11 protein-coding genes are annotated in these 17,142 nt (G+C 68.3%); 4 read left to right on the top strand and 7 right to left on the bottom strand.

Annotated features, from left to right (window positions below):
* Positions 1-8: 8 nt before the first annotated feature.
* Positions 9-1,094, top strand: coding sequence for a class II fructose-bisphosphate aldolase (fba, locus tag MQH10_RS19105; protein WP_242565588.1), 1,086 nt, complete (start codon positions 9-11; stop codon positions 1,092-1,094).
* A gap of 58 nt (positions 1,095-1,152) precedes the next feature.
* Here the strand turns inward: fba and MQH10_RS19100 are convergent, their stop codons facing one another.
* Both MQH10_RS19100 and MQH10_RS19095 read right to left on the bottom strand, forming a co-directional pair.
* On the bottom strand, positions 1,153-2,268 hold the full coding sequence (locus MQH10_RS19100) for a serine hydrolase domain-containing protein (protein WP_242565587.1): 1,116 nt from the start codon (positions 2,266-2,268) through the stop codon (positions 1,153-1,155).
* 5 nt (positions 2,269-2,273) lie between these two features.
* A complete protein-coding gene (locus MQH10_RS19095) occupies positions 2,274-4,523 on the bottom strand; it encodes a TonB-dependent receptor (protein WP_242565586.1) in 2,250 nt (749 codons plus the stop codon).
* A 181-nt stretch (positions 4,524-4,704) separates the two neighbouring features.
* On the opposite strand from MQH10_RS19095, the gene MQH10_RS19090 reads away from it, so the two are divergent.
* Positions 4,705-5,994, top strand: coding sequence for a TetR family transcriptional regulator (locus tag MQH10_RS19090; RefSeq protein WP_242565585.1), 1,290 nt, complete (start codon positions 4,705-4,707; stop codon positions 5,992-5,994).
* Between the two features lie 109 nt (positions 5,995-6,103).
* On the opposite strand, the gene MQH10_RS19085 is transcribed toward MQH10_RS19090, so the two are convergent.
* The 5 genes from MQH10_RS19085 to MQH10_RS19065 all read right to left on the bottom strand — a co-directional run bounded on the left by MQH10_RS19085 (position 6,104) and on the right by MQH10_RS19065 (position 13,033).
* Positions 6,104-7,741 carry an MFS transporter gene (locus MQH10_RS19085; protein ID WP_242565584.1) on the bottom strand — a complete coding sequence of 546 codons (1,638 nt, stop codon included), beginning with the start codon at positions 7,739-7,741 and terminating at the stop codon, positions 6,104-6,106.
* 71 nt (positions 7,742-7,812) lie between these two features.
* On the bottom strand, positions 7,813-9,066 hold the full coding sequence (locus tag MQH10_RS19080; protein WP_242565583.1) for a S10 family peptidase: 1,254 nt from the start codon (positions 9,064-9,066) through the stop codon (positions 7,813-7,815).
* Entirely contained in the window at positions 9,027-9,455 is a 429-nt protein-coding gene (locus MQH10_RS19075) for a hypothetical protein (protein WP_242565582.1), read from the bottom strand. The genes MQH10_RS19080 and MQH10_RS19075 overlap by 40 nt, the downstream gene beginning before the upstream one ends.
* 185 nt (positions 9,456-9,640) lie before the next feature.
* A complete protein-coding gene (locus MQH10_RS19070; protein ID WP_242565581.1) occupies positions 9,641-10,843 on the bottom strand; it encodes an acetyl-CoA C-acyltransferase in 1,203 nt (400 codons plus the stop codon).
* Positions 10,844-10,951: 108 nt separating this feature from the next.
* The gene (locus MQH10_RS19065) at positions 10,952-13,033 is read right to left on the bottom strand and encodes a 3-hydroxyacyl-CoA dehydrogenase NAD-binding domain-containing protein (protein WP_242565580.1); all 2,082 of its coding nucleotides are present in this window, start codon (positions 13,031-13,033) and stop codon (positions 10,952-10,954) included.
* A gap of 173 nt (positions 13,034-13,206) precedes the next feature.
* Between MQH10_RS19065 and MQH10_RS19060 the strand changes: the two genes are divergently transcribed.
* Positions 13,207-13,983, top strand: a complete 777-nt coding sequence (locus MQH10_RS19060) for an SDR family oxidoreductase (RefSeq protein WP_242565579.1) — start codon at positions 13,207-13,209, stop codon at positions 13,981-13,983.
* 92 nt (positions 13,984-14,075) lie between these two features.
* Positions 14,076-17,135 carry an intermembrane phospholipid transport protein YdbH family protein gene (locus MQH10_RS19055; RefSeq protein ID WP_242565578.1) on the top strand — a complete coding sequence of 1,020 codons (3,060 nt, stop codon included), beginning with the start codon at positions 14,076-14,078 and terminating at the stop codon, positions 17,133-17,135.
* Positions 17,136-17,142: the final 7 nt, after the last annotated feature.

Raw genomic sequence — 17,142 nt, 5'->3', positions numbered from 1 at the left:
AACGGCCTATGGCCCGGGTCACACTGAGACAGCTTCTGGATCACGCCGCCGAGCAGGGCTACGGCGTGCCGGCGTTCAACATCAACAATATGGAACAGGGCCTGGCCATCATGGAGGCCGCCGACGCCGTGGACGCGCCGGTGATCATCCAGGCCAGCCGCGGCGCCCGCTCCTACGCCAACGACATCGTGCTGAAGCACCTGATCGACGCCCTGGCCGAGCTCTATCCGCACATCCCGATCTGCATGCACCAGGACCACGGGAACAACGAGGCGACCTGCGCCACGGCGATCCAGTACGGCTTCACCTCGGTGATGATGGACGGCTCGCTGAAGGCCGACGGCAAGACCCCGGCCGACTACGACTACAACGTCAAGGTCACCCGCAACGTCGTCGAGATGGCCCACTGGGTGGGCGCCTCGGTCGAGGGCGAACTGGGCGTGCTGGGCTCGCTCGAGACCGGCATGGGCGAGAAGGAAGACGGCCACGGCTTCGAAGGCAAGCTCGGCCACGACCAGCTGCTGACCGATCCGGACCAGGCGGTCGAGTTCGTGAAGGCCACCGAGGTCGACGCTCTGGCCATCGCCATGGGCACCAGCCACGGCGCCTACAAGTTCACCCGCAAGCCGGACGGCGACGTTCTGGCCATGGGCGTGATCGAGGAGATCCATCGCCGCCTGCCCAACACCCACCTGGTGATGCACGGCTCGTCCTCGGTGCCGCAGGACCTGCAGGACATCATCAATCAGTACGGCGGGAAGATGCCCCAGACCTGGGGCGTGCCGGTGGAAGAGATCCAGCGCGGCATCAAGCACGGCGTGCGCAAGATCAACATCGACACCGACAACCGCATGGCCATGACCGGCGCGATCCGCAAGATCCTGGCCGAGCATCCCGGCGAGTTCGACCCGCGCAAATATCTGAAGCCCGCCATGGACGCCATGCGGGTGGTCTGCCGCCAGCGCTTCGAGGAGTTCGGCGCCGCCGGCCAAGCCTCGAAGATCCGCCCGATCGCTCTGTCCGACATGGCCAAGCGCTACGCCAAGGGCGAACTGGCTCCGAAGTTCGACTCGACCCGCCAGGCGGCCGAATAGATCCAAGTCATCGGTCTGAAATCGAAGCCGCCGCGGTCACCGCGGCGGCTTCTTTCGTTCAGGCCAGGGCTTCATAGGCCGCGGCGATCAGGGCGACATCGCGCGGGTCGCCGACCAGATCCGTGCCCATGCGGTTCATCGTATAAGCGATGGCCGCTCGGGCGACCGGATCGACCACCACGAAGGACCCGCCCCAGCCGGAATGGCCGAACGCCCGGGCCTGGGGGCCATAGAGGCCGTCGGTATTGAGCAGGAACCCGGCGCCCCAGCGAGCCTGAACCCCGAGCACCTCGTCGACCCCCTCGATCTGCAGGGCGGTGGCCTGGGCGAGGGTATCCGGCCGGATCAGCTCGCCCCGCGCCACGGCGCCGAACAGCCTGGCCAGGGAGCGGGCGTTCGAGAACCCGTTGGCGGAGGACAGCTCGCAGGCCCGCCAGGCGGCGGTGTTGGGCAGCAAGGGCTCGATGACCGGATTGAGATAGGCGGCGACCTGGGAGGGATTGAGGTCGGTCGCCATGTTGTCCGTCGCCAGTTCCGGCGGGGCGATCATCTCGGCGCGTCGGCTCTCCTCGGAGACCGGCAGGCCGAGCGTCAGGTCCAGGCCCAGGGGCGCCGACAGGTCGCTGGCGATGAACTGGCCGAGGCTGCGGCCCGTGATCCGGCGGAAGAGCTCGCCCGCCAGCACCCCGATGGAGATGGCGTGATAGCCGGAGCGCGACCCCGGCGGCCACAGGGGCTCCGTCGCCGCCAGCCGCGCAGCCGCGCGGGGCTGGTCGTAGAAGTCCTCGACCACGGCCGGATCGCGGAAGCTGCACAGCCCCGCCTGGTGCGACAGCAGCTGGCCGATCGTGACGGCCTCCTTGCCGTGGGCCGCAAACTCCGGCCACCAGCGCGCGACCGGGTCGCCATAGGCGATGACGCCGCGATCGACGAGCATGGCGAAGCACAGGGCGTTCACCGCCTTGGTGGTCGACCAGACATTGACCACCGAGTCCGCCGCCCAGGGCCGCGCGCCGGTCTGGTCCAGGCTGCCGGCCCACAGGTCGACGACCGGTTGCCCCTCGACCACGATGGAGAGCGCCGCCCCGACATCGCCGCGCTCGGTGAAATTACGCTCGAACTCCGCGGCGACCGCCGCGAAGGTCGGCGCCGACTGACCTTGAATCTGGACCATGGCCCCTACCGGAAGGATTTTGAGAAGGACACGCCGAAGGTGCGCGGGGCGCCGTAGACCCGGAAGCCTATGCCCAGGGCCAGGTTGTTGACGCCCTGGGTGACATAGCGCTCGTCGGCCAGGTTCTTGCCCCAGACCGCCACCTCCCAGTCGCCGGCGGTGAACAGGCTCGCCCGTGCGTTCCACACCCAATAGCTGGGGGTCTCGATCAGGGGATCGTTCAGCGCGTCCTTGAACATCTTGCCGGCGTAGCGCCCATCCACCTGGAAGCGGGCCTTCAGGTCCCCCTGGAGCGCGGCGGTGTAGGTGGCGGAGACATTGGCGCTGGCCTTGGGGGCGTCGGGCATTTCGTTGCCCTTGGCGACGGGCCCCGCCGACGAGGCGAAGGCGCCGAGTTCGGTGTGCAGCAGGCCGAGCCCCGCCGTCAGGTCCAGGCCGTCCAGGGCCGGCGGCGACCAGGTCAGGTCGAGATCGGCGCCATAGATCTTGGCCTGGCCGACATTGCCCAGGCGCTGGATCGGCAGGCCGCCGGAGGTGTCGCGGATGAAGGTCTGGACGTCGGAATAGTCGTAGTAGAACAGGCTGCCCGACCAGGAGAGCCCGGCCCCCGACAACCGCTGCTTCATCCCGACCTCGTAGTCGATGAGGGTCTCGGGCAGGTAGGGCTGGAGCTGGGCCGAGGTGGTGGCGACGCCGGAGAAGAAGCCCCCGGACTTCACCCCCTGGCTGATCGACCCATAGACCAGGGTCATCGGGTTGGGCTTCCAGTTCAGCCCGAGCTTCCAGGACCAGTTGGTGTCGTCGATCGTCGCGTCGACGTGGGCGAGCGGGATGGGCCCCGCGCCGCAGGGCGCCAGGGTCAGGGCGCTGCCCGGGCAGTTGGAGACCAGGTCGAGGTCGCCGCCGACATTGTCCTTCTGCTCCCAGGTGTAGCGCAGGCCGGCCACCAGGCTGAGATGATCGCGCAGCTTCCATTCGACATTGCCGAAGGCCGCCGCCGACTTCGAGGTCTGATCGGAGAAGGTGTAGGTGCGGGTGTTGAACAGGTCCCTCAGGTCGCCGTCATAGCTCATCTTCACCCGGTCGCGGGAGACGAAGGCGCCGACCAGCCAGTCGCTCCGCTCGGTCGCCCCGGCCAGGCGAAGCTCCTGGGAGATCTGATTGATCTTGTCGTGCTCGATGAAGTCCAGCTCGCGATAGGGCCCGGCGTCGGTGTCAGCGCCCCATTGGCGTTTGAAATCGAGATAGCCGGTGACCGAGGTCAGGGTCGCCCAGCCGAGATCGGCGGTGATCCGGCTGGTCGCGGCCCGCTGGTCGAAGTCATAGGCCGGATTGACCGACCAGGCGCCCTTGAAGGGGTCTCCGTCGGTGTCGCTGTAGCCGAGGAAGTCGGTGCAGCCCGACGCGCCGGGACAGACCAGCCCGGCCGGCGCGCCGGCGGGCTTCAGCAGGCCGAAGAACTCCGGGGCGCCGACCTCCGAACGGTTCTTCTGGGCTTCGAGCTTGACCAGCACCTCGACCTTGTCGGTCGCCTGCCAGCGGGCCTGGAGGCGGCCAAGATCGACGTCGCGGCGGCCGATGTCGCGCTTGAGGGCGCGGTTGTAGAAATAGCCCTCGTCCTGCTTCACCACCTTGCCCGACAGGCGCAGGGCGAAGCTGTCGGAGACCGGGATGTTGACCATCCCCTCGAGATCGCCGGCCTTGTAGTTCCCGTAGCCGGCGGCGATCCGGGCCTCATAGCCGCCGAAGCTCGGTTTGGCGGTGACGATATTGATGGCGCCGGCGGTGGAGTTGCGACCGTAGAGCGTGCCTTGCGGTCCCTTCAGCGCCTCCATGCGCTCCAGGTCGAACATGTCGAAGTTCATGAGCGCGAGCGAGCTCAGATAGACCTCGTCCACATAGACCCCGGCGCTGGGATTGTTGGTCACCGAGAAGTCGTTGAGGCCGACGCCGCGGATCGACACCACGGGCAGGACGCCTGGCATGTTCTCCTTGATGTCGACATTGGGGGTGAAGGCGACGAGATCGGTGACCTGACCCACACGACGGGCCTGAAGTTGCTCGCCCGAGACCACGGCGACATTGACCCCGACGTCCAGGGTGTCCTGAGCGCGCTTCTGGGCGGTGACGGTGATCGCCTCGATCTCGGTGGGCGCCTCGGCCGCGCGGGCCGAACCCGCCGCCAGCATCAGGGCCGCGACCCCCGCGCTCATGACCAGGCCTGCTCTCAGGCCCCTTGTGTTCGAAACGCTCATGACTCGCCCTCCCTGACGGCCGGCGGCGGGTTGATCCCCGACGCCATTTTTCGACGCTAAAGTTTGGGATGATAACGACACGACCAGTTCGGGCCGTCAAGTTTTTCGACACTCGCGTAGGTCTGTTGTATTTGGCGGCGAAGAATGGCGTCCTGACCGGACCGCCGCTAAGACGGATGCGATGTCGCTCGACCCGGACAAGCCAGACCCCGCCGCCAGGCCCGTGCACGCCAAGCCCGCGCGCAAGCGGGCCGCGCGGCGCGATCTGCTGCTGGAAGAGGCGGCGCGACAGATCAATGCGGTCGGGGCCGGGGCGATCGTCCTGAACGACATCGCGGAGAAGGTCGGGCTGTCGCGCAACGCCCTGTACTATTACGTCGCCGACCGGGCCGATCTGGTGTTCCGCGCCTATCAGCGGGCCTGCGAGACCATGACCGACGACCTGGTCGCGGCCGAGGAGCAGGGGGCCGATCCGGCGGCGCGCCTGACCCTGTTCATCGAGAGCCAGCTGGCCTTCGACCGTCCCGCCCAGACCGTGCTGAGCGACATCGACTTCCTGCCCGAACCTCAGCGCGGCCTGATCCGAGACCAGCATCAGCGCAATGTCGCCGCCTTGCGGGCCCAGATCGCCCGGGGCGTCAGCGAAGGGGTCTTCCGCCCCTGCGACACCGAGATCGCCGCCCAGTCCCTGATCGGCATGATCTCCTGGGCCCGGCTGTCGGCCGACTGGCTGGGCTATCGCGACGGCCGCGCGGCGCGGCGGCGCATGATCACCGCGACCATCGACCTGGCGCTGCACGGTTTCGCCGCCGACGATCGGCGGCCCGCGGGCTCGCTCTGCGACATCGATGTGGAGGCCCTGACCGCCAAGCCGTTCAACGCCTTCGACCGGCGCCAGACCAACGAGATCAAGATCACCCAGCTGATCGCCGCAGCCTCGCGGCTGTTCAACCGGCGCGGCATCGATGGCGCGTCCCTGGACGAGATCAGCGCCATGGTCGGGGCGACGAAGGGCGCGGTCTATCACTATTTCGACGACAAGGCCGACCTGGTGGTGCGCTGCTACCGCCGGGCGTTCGAGCTCTATGACGTGTTCATGGACACGGCCACCGCGCGCGGCCGGGACGGCTTCGAGAAGGCCATCCTGTGCCTGCACCTGAACGTCCAGGCCCAGGCGGGACCGCTCTCGCCCCTGATGCCCCAGCCCGGTCGCCTGACCCTGCCAGAGCCCGACCGATCGACCTTCTCCCGCGCCTCCCTGCGGCTGAGGCGGGTGTCGGCCCGCAGCCTGCGCCAGGGGGTGGCGGACGGGTCGGTCCGCGCCTGCGACACGGCCTTCGCCGGCGAGGTGGCGGCCGGCATCTTCCTGTGGCTGCCCAAGTGGCTGCCCGACGCCTATCCGCTCACCCCGCGCCAGATCGCCGACGAGACCGCCGACCTGTTCGCCTATGGGCTGGTCGCCAGGCCCTAGAGCCTTTTCGGTTCAGGTGGACTCACCTGAACCGAGCAAAAAGGCTCTACTTCATATGTTTAGAGCGCGTCGGGCGGGCTAACCGGCTTCCACTTAGCCCTGACGCGCTCTAGTCGATCGACGCCCCGCGCATTTCGCGGATGAACAGGCCGCCGATCACCACCGTGACCACGGCGACCACGATCGGATACCAGAGCCCGAAATAGATGTTGCCTGTCGCCGCCACCATGGCGAAGGCGGTGGTGGGCAGGAAGCCGCCGAACCAGCCGTTGCCGACGTGATAGGGCAGCGACATCGAGGTGTAGCGGATCTTGGCCGGGAACATCTCCACCAGCGCCGCGGCGACCGGGCCATAGACCATGGTCACATAGAGCACGAGCAGGAACAGCAGCCCCACCACCTTGACCTTTTCGATCCGCGCGGGGTCGGCCTTGGCCGGATAGCCATGGTCGGAGAGGACCTTGGTCAGGGACTTGGTCCAGGCGGTCTTGGCGGCGGTCAGCGCCTTCTTGTCCAGCGCCCGGCCCTCCAGGCCCGGCACGGTCGCGTCGCCGACCAGCACCTGGGCCGGGGTTCCGGCCGGGGCCGAGCGATTGGCGTAGGAGACGCCGGCGCCGGCGAGCGCCGACTTGGCGATGTCGCAGGACGAGGCGAAGGACTTCTTGCCGACGGGGTCGAACTGGAACGAGCAGTCGGCCGGATTGGCGACCACGGTCACCGGCGCGCTCGCCGTGGCGGCGGCCAGCGCGGGATTGGCGGCGACGGTCAGCGCCTTGAAGATCGGGAAATAGGTCAGGGCCGCGAGCAGGCAGCCCAGCAGGATGATCGGTTTGCGGCCGATCTTGTCCGACAGCCATCCGAAGATCACGAAGAAGGGCGTGCCGATCAAAAGGGCGGCGGCGACCAGCTCATTGGTGAGCACGCCATCGACCCGCAGCGTCTTCTCCAGGAAGAACAGGGCGTAGAACTGGCCCGTGTACCAGACCACCGCCTGGCCGGCGGTGAGCCCCACCAGCGCCAGGATCACCAGCTTGAGATTGGGCCAGCGCGCGAAGCTCTCGGTGAGCGGCGCCTTGGACGACGTGCCCTCGTCGACCATCTTCTGGAACACCGGGCTCTCATGGAGCTTCAGGCGGATCCACAGGGACACCAGCAGCAGGACCAGCGAGACCAGGAACGGCACGCGCCAGGCCCAGGCCTTGAAGGCGTCTTCGCCCAGCTGGGTGCGCACCACGATGATGACGATCAGCGACAGGAACAGGCCCAGCGTCGCCGTGGTCTGAATCCAGCTGGTGTAGAGGCCGCGCTTTCCCTCCGGCGCATGCTCGGCGACATAGGTCGCCGCCCCGCCATATTCGCCGCCGAGCGCCAGGCCCTGGATCAGGCGCATGACCACGAGCGCGATCGGCGCCGCGACCCCGATCTGCTTGTAGTCGGGCAGCAGGCCGACCGTGAAGGTCGACAGCCCCATCAGCAGCATGGTGACCAGGAAGGTGTTCTTGCGGCCCCAGAGGTCCCCCAGACGGCCGAACACCAGGGCCCCGAAGGGCCGGACCGCGAAGCCGGCGGCGAAGGCCAGCAGGGCGAAGATATAGCCGGTGGTCTCGTTCACCCCGGAAAAGAAGTGCCCGGTGATGAAGCTCGCCAACGAGCCGTACAGGTAGAAGTCGTACCATTCGAACACCGTGCCGGCCGAAGCCGCGCCGATGATCAGACCGTCATTGCGGCCCTTGCCCTCGTTCGCCATGCGCCCCTCCCCGGGATCTCTGGTTGCACCGGAGGTTAGGGAGGAGCGCGGCGGTTCACAATGGGAAGGTTCTAGCGCCGGGCGGGCTTGGCCTGGACGTTGTCGGTCTTGGAGATGAAGGCCGCCACGTCGTCGTGCAGGGCCTTCATCGAGGCCTCATGGGCGTAAACCATGTGGCCGGATTCATAGTAGCTGTAGGAAATATTGGCCTGCAGGCTGGCCGGGATCTGCAGGTGGTGCATCTCGTACCAGCCCTGGAAATAGGGGGTGGCGAGATCGTAATAGCCACCCAGCAGCAGCACCTTCAGGCTCGGATTGTACTTCATGGCCGAGGCCAGGTCGGGCATCACATTGAGCATGGCCCGGGGCGTGTAGCCGGCGCCCGGCGGCACGTGGGCGTTGTCCCAGAAGCGGAAGACATTGACCGAGGGCTTGAAGATCTTGCCCTGGCCATAGCCCAGGGTGCGCCGCGCATAGTCGTTGAAGGCCGTGACATAGGCTGAGCTGAGCGCCGCCGACTGCGGATCATAGTCGGCCTCCTTGCTCAGCGGATCCATGTCGGGGCCCGAGAAGCGGCTGTCGAGGCGACCGGTGGTCAGGCCGTCCTTGGCCTGCAGGGTCTTTTCGAACATGCCGCCGGTGATGCGCAGATCGGCGCGCAGCACATAGTCGACCGGCAGGCCGGTATAGTGGGCGAGCTTCTCGGCGATCGCCTGGCGGCGCGCCGGCTCCAGCTCGGCGCCGGCCAGCAGCGCGGTGGCGTATTCGGTCGTGGCGAAATGCTCGACCTCCTTCAGGAACACCTTGAGGTCGGCGGGGCGATCGGGGCCGACCAGCTTCCGATACCAGGCCGTCGCGGCATAGGTCGGCAGGGCGGTGATATAGCCCTCGTCGCTGCCCGGGTTGTTCTCAATCCCGTCGACGCTGAGCGCGAAGTTGAGGATCTGGGACAGCAGGATCACCCCGTTGAAGTCGACGCTCTGGCCGGTCTCCAGATTGTTGATCACCACCGCCGAGCGGGGCGTGCCGTAGCTTTCGCCGAACAGGTACTTGGGCGAGTTCCAGCGCCCGTACTGCGACAGGAAGCCGGTGATGAACTGGGTGAAGGCGTAGGCGTCGGCGTCGACGCCCCAGAAGGCCTTTTCCTTGTCCTTGCCGGCGATGCGCGAGAAGCCCGCCCCCGGCGCGTCGATGAAGACCAGGTCGCTGACGTCCATCAGGCTGTAGGCGTTGTTGGTCAGCTGGTAGGGGGCGGCGGGCGTATGCTCGCCATTGTCGGCGGTGATCACCCGGCGGGGCCCGAAGGCGCCCATGTGCAGCCACATGGTCGAGGAGCCGGGGCCACCATTATAGACGAAGGTGATCGGCCGCTCGGCCGAGGGCGCGCCTTCTTGAAATAGGCCACATAGAACATCGAGGCCTCGGCCTCGGGATTGGACTTGTCGGCCCCGTCCCCCTTGGCCTTGGCCGCGTCGTACCAGCCCTTGGGGTGGACGATCAGGGTGCCGGCGACCGCATGATAGTCGATGGTCTGGCCGCCCACCGTGACCGAGCCGTCGCTGCCGACGCTCTCCGGGCTGAACAGGGCGGTGTCCGCAGAGGCGCTCGCCTCGGGCTTCTTGGCGCTCGGCGCCGGTCCCTCGGGTTCCGCCGCGAACGCCAGGCTCGCCACCAGGGACAGGCCCGCGCCCGCCATCAACACTTTCCGCAACATCCGCCCCGCTCCCGTAAAATCAGGGGCGCAAGCTAGGCCGGGCCCGGAGGATTTGACAATCGGAATGGACGTAACAGCGGTCGGCGAATGTTACGCCCCGCGGCTCTCCGCAGAGCCGCCCGCAACGAAAAGGGGCCGCCCCTGCGGACGGCCCCTCCCGATAGTTTAGTCCTGAACGAAATCGTTTAGAAGATTTCGAACAGACCGGCGGCGCCCATGCCGCCGCCGACGCACATGGTGACGACGCCGTACTTGTACCCGCGGCGCTTGCCCTCGTGGAGGATATGGCCGGTCGCGCGGGCGCCGGTCATGCCATAGGGGTGGCCGATCGAGATGGCGCCGCCCGAGATGTTGTACTTGGCCGGGTCGATGCCGAGCTTGTCACGGCAGTAGAGGCACTGCGAGGCGAAGGCCTCGTTCAGCTCCCACATGTCGATGTCGTCGATCTTCAGGCCGTTGCGCTCCAGCAGCTTGGGGATCGCGAACACCGGGCCGATGCCCATTTCTTCCGGGCCGCAGCCGGCCACGGCCATGCCGCGGTAGGCGCCCAGCGGGGTCAGGCCGCGACGCTCGGCTTCCTTGCGCTCCATCAGCACCACGGCGGCGGCGCCGTCGGACAGCTGCGAGGCGTTGCCGGCGGTGACGTACTTGCCTTCCTTGACGAAGATGCCGCCCTTGAACACCGGGGCCAGCTTCTGCAGGTCGGCCAGGGTGGTGGAGGGACGGTTGCCCTCGTCCTGGGTCAGGGTGACTTCCTTTTCGGAGAACTCGCCGGTCTCCTTGTTCTGCACCATCATGATCGAGGTGAGCGGCGCGATCTCGGCGTTGAACACGCCGGCGGCCTGGGCCGCGGCGGTGCGTTGCTGGGACTGGAAGGCGTACTCGTCCTGATATTCGCGGCTGACGCCATAACGCTCGGCCACGATCTCGGCGGTCTCGATCATCGAGGTGTGGATTTCCGGAACGTGCTCGTTCAGCCACTTATCGCTGGTGCGATAGCGGTTCATCTTGTCGTTCTGGACCAGGCTGATGGATTCCAGACCGCCGCCGACCGCGACCGTGGCGCCGTCATTGATGATGTACTTGGCGGCCGTGGCGATGCCCATCAGGCCCGAGGAGCACTGGCGGTCGAGCGTCATGCCCGAGACGGTGTTCGGCAGGCCGGCGCGCAGGGCGGCCTGGCGGGCGATGTTGTTGCCGGTCGAACCCTGCTGCAGGGCGGCGCCCATCACCACGTCGTCGATTTCGCCCGGATCCACGCCGGCGCGGGCGACGGCTTGGGCGATCGCGTGGCCGGCGAGCTCGGCGCCCGAGGTGTTGTTGAACGCGCCGCGATAGGCCTTGCCGATCGGCGTACGCGCGGTGGAAACGATGACGGCTTCCCGCATGGTCTGGACTTCCTCTTGAGGTTGGGGAGGCGCGCCCCTTGACGTAAGGGGAGCATAGGGACCGAAAAAACCGCCCGGAGGATCACCATCCGGGCGGCGTTTCGAAACTTAGAGTTGGCCGAACTTCTTGCCTTCGGCGACGACCTTTTCCAGCAGGGCGGCCGGCTTGAACTGGTCGCCCATCTTGGCCTGGAACTCCTGCATCTTGGCGAGCACCTTCTCGGGCCCGATCAGGTCGCCATAGAACATCGGGCCGCCGCGATAGACCGGCCAGCCGTAGCCGTTCTGCCAGACCACATCGATGTCGGAGGCGCGGATGGCCTTCTTCTCTTCGAGGATCTTCAGGCCCTCGTTGATCATCGGATAGATGCAGCGCTCCAGGATCTCCTCGTCGGAGATCTTGCGCGGATTGGCGCCCGACTTGACGATGAAGTCGTTGATGATCTTCTCGGTGACCGGCGAGGGCTTGGCGTTGCGGGCCTCGTCATAGTCGTAATAGCCGGCGCCGGTCTTCTGGCCGCGGCGATCCATTTCGCACAGCACGTCGCGGATCGACTCGCCGTTCGACTTTTCCTTCACCCAGCCGATGTCGAGGCCGGCCAGGTCGCTCATGGCGAACGGGCCCATGGGGAAGCCGAAGTCGTAGAGCACGCGGTCGATGTCCCAGGGCATCGCCCCTTCCATGACCAGCTTCTGGGCCTCGCGCTGGCGGGCGCCCAGGATGCGGTTGCCGACGAAGCCGGGGCAGACGCCGACCAGAACCGCGACCTTGCCGATCTGCTTGGCGAGCTTCATCGAGGTGGCGATCACTTCCTTGGAGGTGTGATCGGCGCGGACGATCTCGAGCAGCTTCATGACATTGGCCGGCGAGAAGAAGTGCAGGCCGATGACGCTCTCGGGGCGCTTGGTCACCGAGGCGATCTCGTCGATGTTCAGGCCCGAGGTGTTGGTGGCCAGGATCGCGCCCGGCTTGCAGATGGCGTCGAGCTTTTCGAAGATGTCCTTCTTGATATCCATGCGCTCGAACACCGCCTCGATGACGAGGTCGACGTCCTTGAAGCTGTCTTCCATGGACAGCGACCCGGTGATCAGGCCGCAGCGCTCTTCGACCTGGGCGGCGGTGATGCCGCCGCGCGAGGCCGTGCGCTCATAGTTCTTGCGGATGGTGGCGAGACCGCGGTCCAGCGGCTCCTGCTTCTGCTCGACGATCACCACGGGGATGCCGGCATTGGCGAAGTTCATGGCGATGCCGCCGCCCATGGTGCCGGCGCCGATGATGCCGACCTTCTTGATCGGGATCAGGGCGGTGTCGTCCGGCACGTCCGGGATCTTCTGGGCGGTGCGCTCGGCGAAGAAGGAATAGCGCTGGGCGGCCGACTGCGAGCCGGTCATCAGCTCCATGAACAGCTTGCGCTCGACGGCCAGCCCCTCGTCGAAGGGCAGGTTCACCGCCGCCTCGATGGTCTGGATGTTGTATTCCGGAGCCAGGAAGCCGCGGAACTTCCGCGCATTGGCCTTGCGGAAATCGGCGAAGATCTCGGGCTTGCCGCGGGCGGCCTCGACCTTTTCGTTCTGGTCGCGGATGCGGGTCAGCTTGCGGCCCTCGGCCACCACCTTGCGGGCGAAGGCGAGCGCGCCGTCCTTCAGCTTGCCTTCCTCGACCAGTTCATCGGCCAGGCCGCCGGCCAGGGCTTCCTTGGCCGGCACGTGGCGGCCGCTGGTCATCATTTCGAGCGCGCGCTCGGGGCCGACCACGCGGGGCAGGCGCTGGGTGCCGCCGGCGCCGGGCAGGAGGCCCAGGTTCACTTCCGGCAGGCCGAACTTGGCCGAGGGGACCGCGACGCGGAAGTGGGCGCAGAGCGCGACTTCCAGACCGCCGCCGAGCACGGTGCCGTGGATCGCGGCGACCACCGGCTTGGGCGAATTCTCCATCATGTCCTGCACCTCGTGCAGGCCGGGGCCCTTGGAGGCGCCGCCGAACTCGGTGATGTCGGCGCCGGCGATGAAGGTGCGGCCCTCGCAGATCAGCACGATGGCCTTGGCGGCCGGATCGGCGATCGCGGCCTTGAAGCCTTCGAACAGGCCCTCGCGCACATTGGCGGAGAGCGCGTTCACCGGCGGGGAATTGAGGGTGATGACGGCGATTTCGCCGTCGAGCGAAAGGTCGGTCACCGGGTTGATGGCGGTCATGCGGCGCATCCTCGATTGAAATGGCTAGCGGGGCGCTCGCGATCCTGGCGACCCTTGATTCAAACGCTTGTTATAGGGCCGCTCGCGCTCGCGCGAGTCAAATGTGCGAAGGCTTTGCGGCGTCCGGCAGGCGGTCTATGGAGCCTTCCATAACGTCAAGGAAGGATGCGCCCATGGCCCTCAATCTGTTCTCTCTGGAGGGCCGCACGGCCCTGGTGACCGGCGGTTCCCGCGGGATCGGCAAGATGATCGCCAAGGGTTTCATCGACCAGGGCGCCAAGGTCTACATCTCCTCGCGCAAGCCCGGCGCCTGCGACGAGACCGCCGCCGAGCTCGGCCCCAACTGCATCTCCATGCCGCAGGACATCTCGACGGTCGAAGGCTGCAAGGCGCTCGCCGCACGGATGATCGCCGCCGAGCCCAAGCTGGACATCCTGGTCAACAACGCCGGCGCCGCCTGGGGCGCGCCCTTCGACGAGTTCCCGGAAAGCGGCTGGGACAAGGTCATGGACCTGAACCTGAAGTCGCCCTTCTTCCTGACCCAGGCCCTGCATGGGGCGCTCGCCGCCGCCGGGACCCATGAGAAGCCGTCCAAGGTCATCAACATCTGCTCGATCGACGGCATCCGCCTCAATCCGCAGGAGACCTATTCCTACCACGCCTCCAAGTCGGGCCTGATCTATCTGACCCGCCGGATGGCCGCGACCCTGATTGCCGACAACATTGTCATGACCGGCATCGCGCCGGGGGCCTTCGCCTCCGAGATGAACCGCGTCGCCCGCGACCATGGCGACGAGATCGCCAAGCGCATCCCCTCGCGCCGCATCGGCACGGACGAGGACATGGCCGGGACCGCGATCTTCCTGGCCAGCCGCGCCGGCGACTATGTGGTCGGCGACACCATCGCCGTCGACGGCGGCGTGGCCTACGCGACCCCTGGCGGACTCTAGGGGCGGCCTCTAAACCGCCATGGGACGGGAACATCACCGCTTCGGAGGGTTTTGGGCTATGCCTGAGACGACTGCTCCGAAGCGGATTCCGTTTGACTGACGCCACGCCCCGTTCGCCGAAGCCGGCCCCCAGACGCCCCTGGCGCATCGCCCTGACCGTCACCCTGGTCGTGGCGACCGCCGGCGCGTTGGGCGTCTATGCGGCCCGGCGCAGCCTGGCGCGCGACGCGGTGTCCAGCTGGCTGAGGGCCCAGGGCGTCGAGTCCCAGATCGCCTTCCAGGCCTTCGACCCCGGCGGCTTCACCGGCGCCCTGCGGGTCGGCCCCGCAAACGACCCCGACTTCACCGCCGAGTCGGTCGAGATCCGCTACGACCTGCTGGGCTTCTGGACCGGCGACCGCTTCGGCGCGCGGGTCACCTCGATCAGGCTGGTGCGCCCCACCCTGAAGGCCCGCTGGCATGATGGGCGCCTCAGCCTGGGCGCCCTCGATCCGTTGATCGCCAGTCTGCGCAAGCGGCCGCCCGATCCCAATTCCCCGATCCCCGACATCGAGATCCGCGGCGCCCGCCTGCGACTGGACACTGACCAGGGCCGGCTCGACGCCGTCGCCGACGGCCAGATCCAGGACGGCCGGCTGGACCGCCTCGACATCAGCCTCGCGCCGGCGCGCCTGGCCGGGAACGGCCTGTCGGTGCGCAGCGGCCCGGCCGAACTGCACCTGATCCGCCACGCCGATCTGCTGGCCGTCGCCTTCGCCGGTCAGATCGCCCAGGGCGAGCTGCGCCAAGGCGCGGGCGCAGGCACGGTCTCGGCGGCGAACCTCCGGCTGACCGGCCAGATCCCCTATCCCGACCTCAAGGCCCGCCGGCTGAAGGGCGAGGTGATCGCCACCCTGGAGACCCGCGCATCCCGGGCCGGCTTCGGCGAGGCCGCCGCTCGCGATCTCGTCCAGACCACCACCTTCCGCGGCCAGGCCGCCGGATGGGGCCAGGATCTCACCCTGACCGGCGTGGTCGACGGCGCCCTGCAGGCCGCCCAGGCGGAGGTGGGCGCGACCCGCCTGGCGGCGCCGAGCGCCAGCCTGCAGGCGACCGAGGTCGCCTGGACCCGACAGGGCGGCGACCAGGTCCGCGGACGAGTCCACATCACCCTGGGCGCCCAGCGCCTGTCCCAGACCGACCTCAGCCTCACCCGCCTGGGCGCCCAGTTGACCGGACAGGCGGCGGCCGACGGTCGGGGCCTGAGCCTGGACCTCACCGGCCGGGCCGCCACCCGCGGCGCCTGGACCGGACTCGGTGTCGTGAAGGCCAGCGACAGCCCTGGCGACGCCGGCCTCAAGAGAGCGCTCGCGGCTTTCGCTGTGGAGGCCCCTGCCCTGGCGGTCCGCGGCGGGCCTGCGGGCCTCAGTGTCGACCTGCCCCGACCGATGACGATCAGCACCGCCTCCGGCGGCCAGGGCCAGCTGACGCGGCTCGGCGGACCGCTCTATGATCGGGGCGCGGGCGGATTGCGGCTGACGCTGTCCGGCGGCGGCCTGCCCCAGGCCGACCTCGCCCTCGCCCGCTACCGCATCGCCGACGGCGCCTTCACCGGCCAGGCCGACCTCAAGGCCAAGGGATCCCTCGGCCCCGTGGCGGCGGGCGAGGTCGCAGCCTCCGGGGCGGTGCGGCTGGCCGGCGGCGTCCTGACCTTCAATGCGGAGCGTTGCGCGCAGCTGGGCGCCGCGCGCCTGGAGCTCGGCGCGAACGACGTCGCCGATATCGGCGGACAGCTGTGCCCGACCGCGGGGCCGCTCTTCCAATTCGGCCATGGCGGGTGGCGGGCGCAGGGCGCGGCGCACGGCCTCAAGGCCCAGGTTCCCTTCCTGCAGCTCGCCGCCAGCGAGGCGGACGGACCGATCAGCCTGGCCAGCACGCGGGGCGACCTGGCCCTGTCCGCCGACATCCGAAGCGTCCGGCTGACCGACACAGCCCCAGACCGCCGCTTCAATCCGCTGTTGGCGCGGGGCCGCGCGCGGCTGGCGAACCGCGACTGGACGGGCGACTTCGCCCTAACCGATCCGGCCGGCCGCGCCCTGGCCCAGGCGCGACTGGTCCATGACGGGCGCACCGGCGCCGGCGGACTGAGCCTCGACACCGGCGTGCTCGCCTTCGCCCCCAAGGGGCTGCAGCCGTCGGCCCTGTCGCCCAAGGCCGCGATGATCGGAGATCCCGCCGAGGGATCGGCCCGCTTCCAGGGCCATGTGGACTGGACGACCGGCGGATCGACCAGCGGCGGCGAGCTCGAGGTGAGCCGTCTCGATTTCATGAGCCCGGCGGGCGCCGTCAGCGGCCTGAAGGGCCGGATCGTCTTCACCAGCCTCGTCCCCCTCGTGGCGGCGCCCGGCCAGAGCCTCGAGGCCGACGCCGTGGCGGCCCTCACCCCCCTGACCCACGCCCGGGTGACCTTCGGCCTGGACCATGACGCCGTGCAGGTGGCCGCGGCCGGCTTCGGCCTCAGCGGCGGCCAGGTCACGGTCGAGCCCTTCGAGATTCCCTTCGCTGGCGGAACCTGGCGCGCGGCCGTGACCCTGGACAAGGTCGAGCTGTCGGACCTGGTGGAGGCCTCGCCCTTCGCCGACCGCATGGACCTCAAGGCCAAGGTCAGCGGCCGCATCCCCTTCGCCATGACGCCCCAGGGCGTGCGGATCGAGGGCGGCGAGTTGCACGCGGTCACGCCCGGCCGCATCTCCATCCGCCGCGAAGCCCTGACCGGCGTTCAGGGCGCGGGCGGCGCGCCGGCGGTTGATCCCAAGGCCCCGGTCGCGGCGGCGGCGGAGACCGCCGTGGCGAGCGCCGACCCCTATTCGGACTTCGTCTATCAGGCGATGGAGAACCTCTCCTTCGACGCGCTCACCGCCGAGGTCGCCTCGCGCCCCGGCGGCCGCCTCGGCGTGATCTTCCATATCAAGGGCGAGCATGATCCGCCCAAGAAGGCCGAGATCAAGCTGACCGCCCGCGAGGTCCTGACCCGCAAGATCACCCGGTCCCTGCCCCTGCCTTCCGGCACAAAGGTCGACTTGACCCTGGACACCTCGGTCAACCTGGATCAGCTCTTGGGCGACCTCGCCGACTACCAGCGCCTGCGCGGTTCACGCCCGGTTCAGCCGTGACCCGCCA

This window comes from Phenylobacterium aquaticum, from assembly GCF_022695515.1.
GTDB lineage: Bacteria > Pseudomonadota > Alphaproteobacteria > Caulobacterales > Caulobacteraceae > Phenylobacterium > Phenylobacterium aquaticum.
The sequence above is the reverse complement of the archived record's forward strand: the minus strand, read 5'-3'. Positions and strand labels throughout refer to the sequence as shown.